Source organism: Blastococcus sp. SYSU DS0541 (assembly GCF_054050875.1).
The window spans coordinates 37181-51357 of sequence record NZ_JBJHAD010000015.1 but is presented as its reverse complement, the minus strand read 5'-3'; the positions used below and the strand labels follow the sequence as shown (position 1 = coordinate 51357).

10 protein-coding genes are annotated in these 14177 nt (G+C 72.5%); 1 reads left to right on the top strand and 9 read right to left on the bottom strand.

Annotated features, from left to right (window positions below; translation table 11 throughout):
• Positions 1-6 precede the first annotated feature (6 nt).
• The 9 genes from ACI794_RS15815 to ACI794_RS15775 form a co-directional block, all read right to left on the bottom strand.
• Positions 7-954, bottom strand: a complete 948-nt coding sequence (locus tag ACI794_RS15815; protein WP_456601889.1) for an RluA family pseudouridine synthase — start codon at positions 952-954, stop codon at positions 7-9.
• Positions 955-995: 41 nt separating this feature from the next.
• Positions 996-1529: a signal peptidase II gene (gene lspA, locus ACI794_RS15810; RefSeq protein WP_456580863.1), complete on the bottom strand. Its 534-nt coding sequence runs from the start codon at positions 1527-1529 to the stop codon at positions 996-998.
• Between the two features lie 151 nt (positions 1530-1680).
• Positions 1681-3324, bottom strand: coding sequence for a glycoside hydrolase family 13 protein (locus ACI794_RS15805; RefSeq protein WP_456616825.1), 1644 nt, complete (start codon positions 3322-3324; stop codon positions 1681-1683).
• 23 nt (positions 3325-3347) lie between these two features.
• Positions 3348-4649, bottom strand: coding sequence for an ABC transporter ATP-binding protein (locus tag ACI794_RS15800; protein WP_456601887.1), 1302 nt, complete (start codon positions 4647-4649; stop codon positions 3348-3350).
• A 55-nt stretch (positions 4650-4704) separates the two neighbouring features.
• Positions 4705-5538 (bottom strand): carbohydrate ABC transporter permease, encoded by an 834-nt coding sequence (locus tag ACI794_RS15795; RefSeq protein ID WP_456616824.1) that lies wholly within the window; start codon positions 5536-5538, stop codon positions 4705-4707.
• Positions 5539-5540: 2 nt separating this feature from the next.
• Positions 5541-6500, bottom strand: coding sequence for a carbohydrate ABC transporter permease (locus ACI794_RS15790; RefSeq protein ID WP_456601885.1), 960 nt, complete (start codon positions 6498-6500; stop codon positions 5541-5543).
• Entirely contained in the window at positions 6497-7804 is a 1308-nt protein-coding gene (locus ACI794_RS15785; protein WP_456601884.1) for an extracellular solute-binding protein, read from the bottom strand. Before ACI794_RS15785 ends, ACI794_RS15790 begins: the two co-directional genes overlap by 4 nt.
• Positions 7805-7952: 148 nt before the next feature.
• Complete coding sequence (locus ACI794_RS15780; RefSeq protein WP_456601883.1) at positions 7953-9182, bottom strand: DUF4032 domain-containing protein; 1230 nt, start codon at positions 9180-9182, stop codon at positions 7953-7955.
• 119 nt (positions 9183-9301) lie between these two features.
• Entirely contained in the window at positions 9302-10813 is a 1512-nt protein-coding gene (locus tag ACI794_RS15775) for a potassium/proton antiporter (protein ID WP_456601882.1), read from the bottom strand.
• 178 nt (positions 10814-10991) lie between these two features.
• Between ACI794_RS15775 and ileS the strand changes: the two genes are divergently transcribed.
• Positions 10992-14165, top strand: coding sequence for an isoleucine--tRNA ligase (gene ileS / locus ACI794_RS15770; RefSeq protein ID WP_456616823.1), 3174 nt, complete (start codon positions 10992-10994; stop codon positions 14163-14165).
• Positions 14166-14177: the final 12 nt, after the last annotated feature.

The window sequence follows — 14177 nt, the reverse complement described above, 5'->3', positions numbered from 1 at the left end:
AGGAGGTCAGGCCTCGGCGCGCAGCAGGGCCAGCGCGCCGGCGAGGTCGGGCGGGTACTCGCTGGTGAACTCGACCCACTGCCCGTCGGCCGGGTGGGGGAAGCCCAGCCGCACCGCGTGCAGCCACTGGCGGGCCACGCCGAGCCGGGCGGCGAGCGTGGGGTCCGCCCCGTAGGTCGTGTCGCCCACGCAGGGGTGCCGGAGCGCGGAGAAGTGCACGCGGATCTGGTGGGTGCGGCCGGTCTCCAGCCGGATGTCGACCAGGCTGGCGGCGGCGAACGCCTCCACGACCTCGTAGTGCGTCACCGACGGCCGCCCCCCGCTGACGACGGCGAACTTCCAGTCGTGCCGCGGGTGCCGGTCGATCGGCGCGTCGATGGTGCCGCGCGACGGGTCGGGGTGGCCCTGCACGAGGGCGTGGTAGCCCTTCTCGACCGTGCGCTCCTTGAAGGCCGCCTTGAGCGCGGTGTAGGCCCGCTCGCTCTTCGCGACCACCATGACGCCGGTCGTGGCGGCGTCCAGGCGGTGCACCACGCCCTGGCGCTCGGCGGCGCCGGAGGTGGAGACGCGGTAGCCGGCGGCGGCCAGACCCCCGATGACCGTGGGCCCCTCCCAGCCGGGGCTCGGGTGGGCGGCGACCCCGACCGGCTTGTCGACGACCACGAGGTCGTCGTCGTCGTGCAGGACCGTCATCCCCTCGACCCGCTGCGGGGGCGCGGGCTCGCCGGGTGGCGGCGGCAGCTCGACCTCCAGCCAGCTGCCGCCGGTGAGCCGGTCCCCCTTGCCGCGGACCCGGCCGTCGACGACGACGCGGCCTTCGTCGGCGAGGTCGGCCGCCGCAGTGCGGGTCAGGCCGAAGAGCCGGGACAGGGCCTGGTCCACCCGCTGGCCCTCCAGGCCGTCGGGCACCGGGAGGGCCCGGTGCAGGCCGGGAGTGCTGGTCACGTCCCCCATTGTGACTGCCGACCGGGGAGAGGGACCGGAGCGGCTCTCCCTCAGGCGGCGCCGGGCCGGTCGCCGGCGCCGCTGCGGGTGCCGTCGAACTCGATGCCGCGCAGCGCCAGGAGGACGCCGAGGATTCCGCCGCAGACGATGGCCGAGTCGGCGACGTTGAACACCGGGAACACGCGCCCGTCGGGACCGAACACCGAGAGGAAGTCGACGACGCCGCCGCGCAGGAACCCCGGGTCGCGGAACACCCGGTCGACGAGGTTGCCCACGGCCCCGCCGAGGACCAGCCCCAGCGCCACCGCCCAGCCGGCCGACCGCAGGCGGCGGGCGACCCGCACGATGACCACGGCGGCGACGACCGCGATCAGGCTGAACACCACCGTGGCGCCCTCCGCGAAGGAGAACGCGGCCCCGGTGTTGCGCAGGTTGGTGAGGTAAAGGGCCCCGCCGAGGACGCGGATGTCCTCCCCCGGCTCGATGGTGGCCACGACGACGACCTTGGTGACCAGGTCGAGCACCAGGACGACGGCGGCCAGGGAGAGCAGCAACCGGGTGCGGGGGCGGCCGGCCGGCTCCACGGCGGAGGAGCCGCCGGTCGCGCCGTCGGCCGGATCGGCGTGCTCGGACAGGTCGGGCTCCTCGATGGATGGGCACCGTCCGGCTGACCCGGCGGTGCCGACGACGATAGCCGCGCGCGGGCCGGCCGCCGGCCCCGGCTGGCCGGAGCGGCTAGGACGCGCCGGGGTCCAGCCAGACCGCCGTGTCGGGCGCCAGCAGCTCCGCACCGGGCTCGCTGGAGAGGAGCCGACGGCCCGCGCCGCGCAGGTCCAGCGGCTCGCCCGAGAGGTTGACCACGCACCGGAAGGACGGCCCGCGGTCGAAGGCGAGGACGTCGTCGGCCGTCGTCCGCCAGGAGAAGCTCGCGCCACGCAGGCCGGGTGTGCGCCGGCGGAGCCCCAGGGCGGCGCGGTACAGCGACAGGGTCGAGGTGGGGTCGGCCCACTGGGCGGCCACCGTCAGGGACGCCCACCCCGGAGGTTGCGGCAGCCAGGGCTCGACCCCGTCCACGGTGAAGCCGAACGGAGGGCGGCTCCCCTCCCAGGGCAGCGGTACCCGGCAACCGTCGCGGCCCCGGGCGGTGCGGCCGGAGCGCTCCCAGGTCGGGTCCTGCAGCACGTCCACCGGCAGGTCCTCCACCTCGGGCAGCCCCAGCTCCTCGCCCTGGTAGACGTAGGCGGACCCCGGCAACGCGAGAGTGAGCAGCGCGGCGGCACGGGCGCGGCGCAGCCCCAGCGCGAGGTCGGTGCCGGTCGCCCCGGCGTCGAAGCCCATCGTCGCGGCGGCGCTCTCGGCCCGCCCGAAGCGTGTGACGTGCCGGGTCTCGTCGTGGCTGGACAACACCCAGGTCGCCGGGGCACCGACGGGCTCCAGGGCGGCGAGGCTGGCGTCGATGACCGTGCGCAGGCGCCGGGCGTCCCACGGTGCGGCCAGGTAGTCGAAGTTGAAGCTGGTGTGCATCTCGTCCGGCCGCACGTAGCGGCTGAGCCGCTCGGGACCGTTCACCACCGCCTCGGTGACGAACAGCCGCCCGCCCTCGTAGCTGTCCCCGATGCGCCGCCAGCGTCGGAAGATCTCGTGCACGCCGTCGACGTCCCAGTGCGGGTTGCCCACCCAGCTGCGGGACTCGAACAGTGCCCCGGGGCCGTGACCGGCATCGGGGAGGCCCTCGGCCTTCGCCATCGCGGGGGCGGCATCGACCCGGATGCCGTCGATCCCCCGGTCGAACCAGAACCTCAGGATCGCGTCGAAATCCTCCCGGACCCCTGGGTGGTCCCAGTCCAGATCGGGCTGCTCCGGGGCGAACAGGTGCAGGTACCACTGCCCCGGCGAGCCGTCCGGCTCGCGCACCCGCGTCCAGGCCGGGCCGCCGAAGGCGCTGATCCAGTCGTTGGGCGGCACCGATCCGCCGTCCCGGCCGTCGCGGAAGAAGTAGCGGCTCCGCTCGGGCGATGCCGGCCCGGCGGCCAGGGCCGCACGGAACCACGGGTGCTGGTCGGAGGTGTGGTTGGCGACCAGGTCGGTGATCACGCGCAGGCCGCATGCGTGCGCCTCGGTGAGCAGTGCGTCGGCGTCCGCCAGCGTGCCGAACCGAGGATCGATGTCGCAGTAGTCGGCCACGTCGTACCCCCCGTCGGCCATGGGCGAGGGGTACCAGGGGGTGATCCAGAGGGCGTCGACGCCGAGCTCCGCCAGGTAGGGCAGCCGACGGCGCAGGCCGCCGAGGTCGCCGACCCCGTCCCCGTCGGAGTCGGCGAAGCTCCGCAGGTACACCTCGTAGACGACGGCGTCCCGCCACCACTCGTCCCGCGCCATCGGTGCCGAGGGGCGGTCGGTCCTCAGGCCGAGGCCGCCGTGGCCCCGCCCACCTGGGCCCCGCGTGCGGGTGCACCATCGGCACGCGCGCCGCCCGCCTGCGAGTCCTCGAGCTGCTCGACCCGGTCCTGTGTCGCCATGCGGGTGAGCTCGGCGCCGGCCTCGGGATCGCGGGTGAGGTTCTCCCCCGACTCCGGGTCGAACACGTGCACCTTGCGGCTGTCCAGCCAGAACTCCGCCTCGCGGCCCTCCCGGATCCGGCTGGTCGCGTCGATCGACACGATCGCCTGGGTGCGCAGCTCCTCGCTGTCGAGCTCCCTGGACAGCTCGCGCAGCTGGACCTTGATCGAGTCGGGGGCGTCGTAGGGGATGTAGGCGTACTGCGAGTCACCCAGCCACTCGGTGACGTCCACCCGCGCCCGGAAGATCGAGCCCACCGGGCGCTTGGCCTCGTCGACCAGGGACGCGTCCTCGAAGTACTCCGGTCGGATCCCCACCAGCAGCAGGTCGTGCCCGGCGACGGCCGCCATGCGCTTCTCGTCGAGCTCGATGTCGCCGAAGGGGGTCCGCAGCCGGTTGCCCTCCGGGGTCGCCGGCAGGAAGTTCATGGGCGGGGAGCCGATGAACCCGGCGACGAAGAGGTTGACCGGCTGCTCGTACAGCTCGCGCGGCGACGCGACCTGCTGGATCTTCCCCTGGCGGAGCACGCAGACCCGGTCGCCGAGCGTCATGGCCTCGGTCTGGTCGTGGGTGACGTAGACGGTCGTGATGCCCAGCCGGCGCTGCAGCCGGGAGATCTCGGTGCGCATCTGCCCGCGGAGCTTGGCGTCGAGGTTGGACAGCGGCTCGTCGAAGAGGAACGCCTCGGCGTCGCGGACGATGGCCCGACCCATGGCGACCCGCTGCCGCTGACCACCGGAGAGGTTGGCCGGCTTGCGCTCCAGGTGCTCCTTGAGCTCGAGCACGTCGGACGCCGCCTCCACCTTCCGGCGGACCTCGTCGTCCGGGGTCTTGGCCAGCCGCAGCGGGAAGGCGATGTTCTCGTACACCGTCATGTGCGGGTACAGGGCGTAGTTCTGGAACACCATCGAGAGGTTGCGGTCCCGGGGTGCGAGGTCGTTGACCCGCTTGCCGCCGATGATCATGTCGCCGCTGGTGATGTCCTCGAGGCCGACGATCATCCGCAGCAGCGTCGACTTCCCGCAGCCGGACGGGCCGACGAGGATCATGAACTCCCCGTCGGCGATGTCCAGGCTGACGTCGTTGACCGCCGGGAAGCCGTCGCCGTACTTCTTGACGATGTTCTTCATCTCGATGGAGGCCATCAGTGTTCGTCCCCTCGGTGGGTCGATGAGGTGCAGCTGGTGGGGGTCATGACGGTCAGCCCTTGACCGCACCGTTGGTCAGGCCGGCGACGATGCGCCGCTGGAAGAGGAGCACGAGGACGACGACGGGGACCGTCACGATCAGGGCCGCCGCCGCGATCGCGCCGGTCGGGTCCTCGAACTGGGATGCACCGCTGAACAGCCCGAGCGCCGCGGGTACGGGTCGGGCCGCCTCCGTGGAGGTCAGGACGATGCCGTAGACGAAGTCGTTCCAGGCGATGAAGAACGCGATGATCGCCGTGGTGAAGACGCCAGGAGCGGCCAGCGGGACGATCACCTTGCGGAACGCCTGCCAGGTGGTCGCCCCGTCGACCTGGGCGGCCTGCTCCATCTCCCACGGGATCTCCCGGAAGAACGCCGACATCGTCCAGATCGAGATCGGCAGGGTCAGCGACAGGTACGGGAGGATCAGGCCGGGCCAGGTGTCGTAGAGACCGATCTGCCGCCACACGTTGAACAGCGGCGTCACGATCGAGATGACCGGGAAGATCGCCACCGCCAGCGCCGTCGAGAGGATGACCTTCTTGCCCGGGAAGTCCAGGCGGGCGATGGCGTACGCGGCGAACATCGCCAGCAGGCAGGAGATCGCTGTGGCGATGAGGCAGATGCCGAACGAGTTGCGGAGCGCCGGGAGGAACAGCTCGCTGGCGTTCCCGGTCAGGATCGTCTCGTAGTTCTCCCAGGAGACGTCGGTCGGCAGGAACTGGCCGTTGGCGATGTCCGACGGGGCCTTCAGCGAGATGGAGATGATCCAGGCGATCGGGAACAGCGCGTAGACGACGATGATCGCGCCACCGATCCACCACATGACTTTTCTTCGAGTGGACACCGTCACTCCCCCCGCGTCGAGGCCAGGTCGACCTTGAATGCCTTGATGAAGCTGAAAGCGATCAGCACCACCACGAGGAACAGCAGCACCGAGACCGCGGACCCGAGACCGATCTCCAGCCGGGCGATCGTCTGCCGGTAGGCGAGGAACGACACCGATTCCGTGCCGTTGGCGCCGCCGGTCATGATGAAGATGCTGTCGAAGACCCGGAAGGCGTCCAGGCTGCGGAACAGCAGGGCGACCATGATCGCCGCCTTCATGTTCGGGATCGTCACCCGCCACAGGCGCTGCCACCACGTGGCGCCGTCGACCTTCGCCGCCTCCTGCAGCACCTCGGGGACCTGCGCCAGACCGGCCAGCAGCAGGAGCGAGATGAACGGGGTGGTCTTCCAGATCTCGGCCAGGCAGATCACCAGCAGCGACTGCCACCTGTCGCCGAACCAGTCGGTGTTCTCGGTGACCCCGGGGATCCAGGCGAACCAGGAGTTGACGAAGCCGGTGTTGATGTCGAAGGCGAACTGCCAGGCGAAGGCGGAGACCACGGTGATCACCGCGTACGGGATGAGGATCGCCGCCCGCACCACCGGCCGGATGTTGCTGAGCGCCTTGGCCATGACCATGGCGAGCCCGAAGCCGAGCACCAGCTCCACCGCCACCGTGACCACCGTGATGAAGACGGTGACCCAGATGGCCTGCCACCAGATCGGGTCGGTGAGGATCACCCAGTAGTTGGTCAGCCCGGTGAACTCCCGGTTGGCCGGGTCGGTCAGCCGGTAGGAGTACAGGGACTCGTAGATGGCCTGGGCGATCGGGTAGGCGGTGACCGCCAGCATCACCACGAACGCCGGGCCGGCCAGCAGCCAGCCGAGCTTGCGCTCGCTGCGCGACCGGTCGCTCAGCCCCCGTTTGGGCGCCGAGACCGGTTCTGTCTTCTTGACCGGGGGAAGCGTGGTCTGGGTCACAGCAGTTCCTCCCCTGCCAGGACGGCCTGGATGAGCTCGGCGGCCTCCTCGCCGGTGACCCCCGGCTCGACGGAGCTCGCCGGGTGGTAGACGCGCTGCAGCGCCCCGGAGACCTCGCTGTAGTAGACCGTCTGCGGCCGGGGTGCGGCCGCCTCCAGCGACTCCCGGATGAGCGGGGCCTGCGGGAACTCCTCGAGCACCTCGGGGTCGTCGTACACCGACGCCAGGGCCGCCGGGTTCCCGTTGGTGAGGAAGTAGTAGGTCTGGTTCTCCTCGGAGACGATGCACTCGGCGGCCTCGTAGGCCAGGTCCGTGTTCTGGCTGAAGGCACCGACGCCGATGTTGATCCCGCCGTAGGGAGGCCTGCTCTCCTCGCCCTCGACGGTCCGCGGGTAGCGCGCCCACCCGTAGTCCTCGGGCACGGACGGCTCGAGCGTGCCCGCCTCGACGGCGCCCAGGGCCCGCGGCCAGACGAAGGGCCAGTTGACCATGAAGGCCGCGTCGCCCTCCTCGAAGTCCGTCACGTTGGCGTCCTCGCCGGCGGTGGAGAACGCCGGGCCACCGACGGGGGCCACCGACTCCATCACCCGGGCCGCCTCCACGGCGGCCTCGGACCGGAGGCCGAGCTCGATGTCCTCCGGGGCCTCGGCGGTCTCCTCGATGATCGAGCCGCCCGCCCCCTCGATGAGCGCGTTGACCCAGACCGTGAGCGCCTCGGCGCGGATGCCCTGGGCGGCGATCTGGGTGCCTTCCTCCTCGGCCACTGCCGCGAGCTGCTCCCAGGTGACCGGCTCCTCCATGTCCAGCCCGGCGGCCTCGGCCACCGACTGCTTGTACCAGAGCAGCTGGGTGTTGGCCCAGAACGGGACCGCGACGAGCTCGTCGTCCCAGGTCGACCCCTCGACGGCGCTCTGCACCACGCCTTCGGTCACCCGTTCGGCGACGTCCTCGGGGACGGGGGCCAGGAAGCCGGCCTCGGCGAACTCGGGGATGTAGGGCGGGTCCAGGCTCATCAGGTCGATGGAGTCGTCCTCCGCCGCGAGCCGCCGGATGAGCTGCTCCCGCTGCTGCGAGGACTCACGGGGCAGCTGCGCCGTCTCGATGGTGTAGGCGCCGCCCGCCGCCTCCGTGCAGCGCGCGGCGATCTCCGCCTGCCCACCCGAGTCGGGGTTCGTGTACCAGGTGAGCGTCCTGTCGTCGCCCGAGTCACCGCCACAGGCCGCCAACGCCGAGACCGCGACCAGCGATGCCGCGGCACCCGCTGCCCTTCTTCTCCGGCGCTTCTTACCGGGAGCATTCGGCATGAGTCCTCGTCTCCATTGGCACGTGCCCGACCGAGATCACGACGGTCATCGGAGCGTGATACAGCTCACAGGGGGTGTCAATTCGAACGGCTCCCGAGGCAGCGATCGCGATCGGACCGAGACCCCGTCGGGCGCCGCACGTGCCGGGCTATCCGCGGCCGGCGATGACCGAGGGCGTGGTGAGCTCCTGCGGCATGCCCGGCAGGACGTTCTCCAAGTAGGAGCGCGCGGCCTTCGTCGTCCCGACGTCGCGGCCGGCCTTCTCCGACAGGAACCACCGGTGCTCGAGGACCTCGTGGAAGACCTCGGCCGGCTCGAGCCGGCCGCGCAGGTGCTCGGGGATGGCGTCGACGACCGGCTGGTACACCTCGGCCAGCCAGCGGTGGCCGGCGATCGTCTCGGGCACCGGCTGACCCGACTTCTGCTCCAGATAGGCGCGGAAGGCCCGGACGTCGTTCAGCAGCCGCTGGGCCTGCCGCTCCTGGACCTCCAGCCCGGTGAGGCGGAACAGCTCCCGGCGGTTGTGCCCGGGCTCGGCCACCCGGGTGTGCACGCGCAGCCGGGTGCCCTCGTCGGTCGTGCGGAGCTCCACCTCACCGACGTCGAAGCCGAGCTCGTTGAGCCGCTGCAGGCGCTCGGCCACGCGGTAGCGCTGCTCGTCGGTGCGGAAGACCTCCTCGCGGGTGACCTCCTCCCAGAGCAGCTCGTACCGGGGGGGCAGGCTCTCGGCCACCTCGACCGGGTCGATCCCCTCGGGCAGCAGGCCGCCGAACTGCAGGTCGAGCAGCTCGGCGCCGACGCGCTCCCGGGCGAGGTCGACGTCGTAGCGGCGCTGCCCCGGTGAGAGCCGCGGGTGGCGCTCGACGGTCTCCGCGTCCACCAGGTAGGCGGCGAAGGCGCCGGCGTCGAGGCGGAAGAGGGTGTTGGAGAGCGAGCAGTCGCCCCAGAAGACGCCGGCCAGGTGGAGCCGCACCAGCAGCACGACCATGGTGTCGAGCAGCTGCTCGGCCGACTGGCCGCCGCGCCGGCCGGAGAACAGCCACCGGTAGGACATCGAGTACTCGAGGTACCGGGTGACCAGGATCGCCGGCTGCTCGTCGGGCCGGTCGATGCAGATGCCGAGCACGGAGACCGTCGGCAACCCCTCGCTCTCGAACTGGGCGAGCAGCGCGTACTCGTGCCGGGCCAGCCGCTCGTCGATCTCCTTGAGCGCGTAGACCCGGTCCTCGGCGGCGACGAAGCGGACGACGTGCCGGGAGATGCCGCGCGAGGGGACGTCGAGCAGCAGGTCCTCGTCCCACTCCTCCAGCGGCTGTTCCCACGGCAGCGACAGCAACCCGGCCGCATCGGTGGCCGGTGGTCGGAACAGGTACCGCATGGGGCGCTCCGGGAGGGAAGTCAGGGTGCTGCCGCCACGATCCCACGCCGGAGACCCGGTGACGTGCTGGAACGGCAACCCGCCAGGGGACGTGCGTCGCAGGGAAAGGTGGTCGTGCGTCAGTCGGTGACGTCGGGGCGGCCGTCCTCCCCACGCCACATGGCCAGCCGGCCGGCACGGCTGACCGCCCGCAGCCGCCGCTCGGCCTCGGCCCGCGAGGCGCGGGCCGACACCAGCAGCGCCTGGTCGCCGCGCATCAGCCGCGTCGTGCTGTCCGGCACGAAGGCCCGGCCGTCCCGCACGATGAGCACCACGGCGGCGTCCTCGGGCAGCCGCAGCTCGGGCAGGTAGACGCCGTGCAGGCGGGACCCCTCCGGCACCCGCATCTGCATCAGCTCGGCGTCGAGCTCCTCCAGGGGCGCCGCCTCCACCTGGATCTCCCGCGGTGCGATCGGCGCCCCGATGCGCAACCGCCGGGCCACCCAGGGCAGGGACCAGCCCTGCACGAGCGTGAAGACGACGACCAGCACGAACACGGTGTCGAAGATCCGCGCCGCGCCCGGCACCCCCGCCGTCACGGGGAACGTCGCGAGGACGATGGGCACGGCCCCCCGGAGCCCGGCCCACGACACGAAGGCCTGCTGGGACAACGGCCACCGGAACCACACCAGCGACAGCAGCACCGAGAGGGGCCGGGCCACCAGCAGCAGGGCGCCTCCGACGACGAGGGCCGGGACCAGGGCGTCGAGCAACCGGGGCGGCGAGACCAGCAGGCCCAGCAGGACGAAGAGCCCGATCTGGGCCAGGGACGCCATGCCCTCGGCGAAGCCGATGCTCGCCGTCCGGTGCGGCAGCGCGACGTTGCCCAGCACGACGCCGCACAGGTACACCGCGACGATCCCGGAGGTCCACGCCAGCGTCGCGGTCGCGTAGGCGAGCACGCAGAGCGAGAGCGTCGCGAGCGGGTAGAAGCCGGCCAGCGGGAGCGCCACCCGCCGCAGCAGCTCGGCCCCCAGGAGCCCGGTGACCACGCCGAGGACGGCGCCGCCGACGAGCTGGGCCCCCACCTGGAGGAGGATCAGCCACCAGGCGCCCGCGCCGGTGTCGGTGAGGACGGCGGCCAGCGTCGTCACCAGGAGGATCGCCGGGGCGTCGTTGAGGCCGCTCTCCGCCTCGAGGGCGGCGGCGAGCCGGCGGGGCAGCGGCAGCCGGCGCAGCGCCGCGAAGACGGCGGCGGCGTCCGTCGAGCCGATGACCGCGGCCAGCAGGAGCGCGAAGCCCCAGGACGCCTCCAGCAGCCACACCGTGATCCCCGCCGTGACCACCACGCTCACCGCGACGCCGACGGTGGCGAGGCTGAGCCCGGGGCCGATCGCGCGGCGGACGTCGGCCCACCGGGTGGTCAGCCCACCCTCGGCCAGGATGACGACCAGCGCGGCGACGCCGAGGGTCTGGGTGAGCTCGGCGTCGTCGAACTGGATGCCGAGCCCGCTCTCCCCGAGCACCACGCCGATGGCCAGGTACAGCAGCAGGCTGGGCAGCCCGATCCGGTCGGCCAGGCGCAGCGCCACGGCCGCGAGGAGCACGACCCCGGCGCCCAGGGCGAGGGCGACGGTGACCGTGGTGTTCACCGTGCCCGCCCCATGGGGGCAGTCTTCCGCACCGCCGTGCCGGCCCCCGCGGGTGCAGGCGGACGGCGGGTCGGGGGCACCCGGGGACGCGCCCCCGGACCGGTCGGGCCGGGCGCCGCCGGAGGACGTCGGGTTCCCCACCGGAGGTGTGTTTGCCGGATCGGGGAGAATGGCTGCCGTGAGTGCTCCCACCGGTCCCTTCGCCGCGCTGCCCCCGCAGGTCGACCTCCCCGCCCTCGAGCACCGCATCCTCGAACGCTGGGAGAGCGAGAAGGTCTTCGACCGGTCGCTGGAGGCCTCGCAGGGCCGCCCGCAGTGGAACTTCTACGAGGGGCCGCCGACCGCGAACGGCCGCCCCGGCACCCACCACATCGAGGCCCGCGCGTTCAAGGACGTCTTCCCCCGGTTCAAGACGATGCAGGGCTGGCACGTGCCCCGCCGCGCCGGCTGGGACTGCCACGGCCTGCCGGTCGAGATCGCCGTCGAGCAGGAGCTCGGCTTCGCCGGCAAGCCCGACATCGAGCGCTTCGGCATCGCGGAGTTCAACGCCCGTTGCCGCGCCTCGGTGGAGCGCCACGTCGACGCCTTCACCGAGCTGACCCACCGCATGGGCTACTGGGTCGACATGTCCACCGCCTACTGGACGATGGACCCGGCCTACATCGAGAGCGTCTGGTGGTCGCTCAAGCAGGTCTTCGAGAAGGGCCTGCTGGTCGAGGACCACCGGGTCGCCCCCTACTGCCCGCGCTGCGGCACCGGTCTCTCCGACCACGAGGTCGCCCAGGGGTACGAGACCATCACCGACCCCTCGGTGTACGTGCGGCTGCCCATCACCGACGGCGCGTGGGCCGGCAAGGCCGACCTGCTCGTCTGGACGACGACGCCGTGGACGCTGCCCAGCAACACCGCCGTCGCCGTGCACCCCGACGTCGCCTACGTCGTCGCCCGCGCCGCCGGTAGCGACGACGTCCCGGTGGTGCTGGCCGAGCCGCTGCTGGCCGCCGTCCTCGGTGAGGACGCCGAGGTGCTCGGCCGGGCGCCGGGCCGGGAGTGGGAGCGCACCCACTACCAGCGGCCGTTCGAGCTGGTGGAGTTCCCCGAGGGCGACGCGCACTTCGTCGTCCTGGCCGACTACGTGACCACCGACGACGGCACCGGCCTGGTGCACCAGTCCCCCGCCTTCGGCGCCGACGACCTCGCCGTCTGCCGCGGCTACGGCCTGCCCGTGGTGAACCCGATCGACGCCACCGGGCACTTCCTCACCGAGGTGCCGCTCGTGGGGGGCCACTTCTTCAAGGCCGCCGACCCCGCCCTCGTCGAGGACCTGACGAGCCGCGGCGTGCTCTTCCGCGAGATCCGGTACGAGCACAGCTACCCGCACTGCTGGCGCTGCCACACGCCGCTCATGTACTACGCGCAGCCGTCCTGGTACATCCGCACCAGCCAGATCAAGGACCAGCTGCTCGCCGAGAACGCGAGGACCAACTGGTACCCCGAGAGCATCAAGACCGGCCGCTACGGCGACTGGCTGCACAACAACGTCGACTGGGCGCTGTCCCGCGACCGGTACTGGGGCACGCCGCTGCCGATCTGGCGCAACGACGCCGACCCGTCGCGGATGGTCGCCGTCGGCTCGCTGGCCGAGCTCTCCGAGCTGACCGGCCGCGACCTGTCCGACCTCGACCCGCACCGGCCGTTCATCGACGAGGTCACGTTCACGCTGCCCGGTGAGGAGGGCACGTACCGCCGGGTCCGTCAGGTGATCGACGCCTGGTACGACTCCGGGTCGATGCCCTTCGCCCAATGGGGCGCCCCGCACCGCAACCAGGAGGAGTTCCAGGCCGCGTACCCGGCGCAGTTCATCTGCGAGGCGATCGACCAGACCCGCGGCTGGTTCTACACGCTGATGGCCGTCGGCACGCTGGTGTTCGAGCGGAGCTCCTACGAGAACGTGCTCTGCCTGGGCCACATCCTGGCCGAGGACGGCCGGAAGATGAGCAAGCACCTGGGCAACATCCTCGAGCCGATCCCGCTGATGGACCGGCACGGCGCCGACGCCGTCCGCTGGTTCATGCTCGCCGGCGGCTCGCCCTGGTCGGCCCGGCGGGTGGGGCACGAGACGCTGTCCGAGGTCGTCCGGAAGGTGCTGCTCACCTACTGGAACACCGCCAGCTTCTTCACCCTGTACGCCGAGACCAACGGCTGGGGTGGGCCGGGTGGAGACGGAGCCGCGCCCGCGCCGGCGCGCGAGGAGCGGCCGCTGCTGGACCGCTGGGCGCTGGCGGAGCTCGCCGCGGTCACCCGCGACGTCACCGCGGCGCTGGAGGACTTCGACACCCAGGGCGCCGGGCGGCTGCTGGCCCAGTTCGTCGACGACCTCTCCAACTGGTACGTGCGGCGGTCGCGGCGCCGGTTCTGGGACGGCGACCCCTCGGCGCTGGGCACCCTGCACGAGGTGCTCGACGGGCTGACCCGGCTCATGGCCCCCTTCACGCCGTTCGTCACCGACGAGGTGTGGGCACGGGCGGTCGTCCCGGGCCTGGCCGGCTCGGACGCGCCGGACTCGGTGCACCTGGCCTCGTGGCCCGCGGTGGACGAGGCGGCGCTGGACGACGCCCTCGTCGAGCAGATGGCGCTGGTCCGCCGGCTGGTGGAGCTGGGCCGCTCCGCCCGCACGTCGGCCAAGGTGCGCACCCGGCAGCCGCTGGCACGCGCCGTCGTGGCGGCCCCCGGGTGGGCCTCGCTCCCCCGCGACCTGGTGGCCGAGGTGGCCGACGAGCTCAACGTCACCGAGGTGCTCGAGCTCGCCGCGGTCGGCGGTGACCTGGTCGACGTCAGCGTGAAGATCGACTTCCGATCGGTGGGCCGCCGGCTGGGCAAGCAGGTGCAGGCGGTGGCCAAGGCCGTCGCGGCGGCCGACGCCCCGGCGCTGGTGGCCGCCTACCGGTCGGGCACCGCGAGCGTCGAGGTCGACGGCGTGGACGTCGCGCTGGCCGAGGGCGACCTCATCGTGACCGAGACCCCGCGCGAGGGGTGGACCGTGGCGAGCACCGGCGGGCTCACCGTGGCGCTGGACCTCGCCCTCACCCCGGAGCTGGAGCGGGCCGGCCTGGTGCGGGAGGCGGTCCGCCTGGTCCAGGAGGCCCGCAAGGGCAGCGGCCTGGAGGTCAGCGACCGGATCGAGCTGTCCTGGACCGCCGGCGGCGTCATGGCGCAGGCGCTCACCGAGCACGCCGAACAGCTGGCCGGCGAGGTGCTGGCCGTCGCCGTCCACGCGGGCACCCCGGGGGCCGGGGACGGCGTCGAGGGCCCGGAGGGCTCGCGGTTCTGGGTGGCCAAGGCCTCCGCGTAGGGCGCCCGGGGG

Bases quoted from the DNA above. Each gene is read 5' to 3' on its own strand.
- ACI794_RS15780 (WP_456601883.1), bottom strand. From the start codon at position 9,182: ATGCGGTACCTGTTCCGACCACCGGCCACCGATGCGGCCGGGTTGCTG.
- ACI794_RS15805 (WP_456616825.1), bottom strand. From the start codon at position 3,324: ATGGCGCGGGACGAGTGGTGGCGGGACGCCGTCGTCTACGAGGTGTAC.
- ACI794_RS15785 (WP_456601884.1), bottom strand. From the start codon at position 7,804: ATGCCGAATGCTCCCGGTAAGAAGCGCCGGAGAAGAAGGGCAGCGGGT.
- ACI794_RS15815 (WP_456601889.1), bottom strand. From the start codon at position 954: ATGGGGGACGTGACCAGCACTCCCGGCCTGCACCGGGCCCTCCCGGTG.
- ACI794_RS15800 (WP_456601887.1), bottom strand. From the start codon at position 4,649: ATGGCCTCCATCGAGATGAAGAACATCGTCAAGAAGTACGGCGACGGC.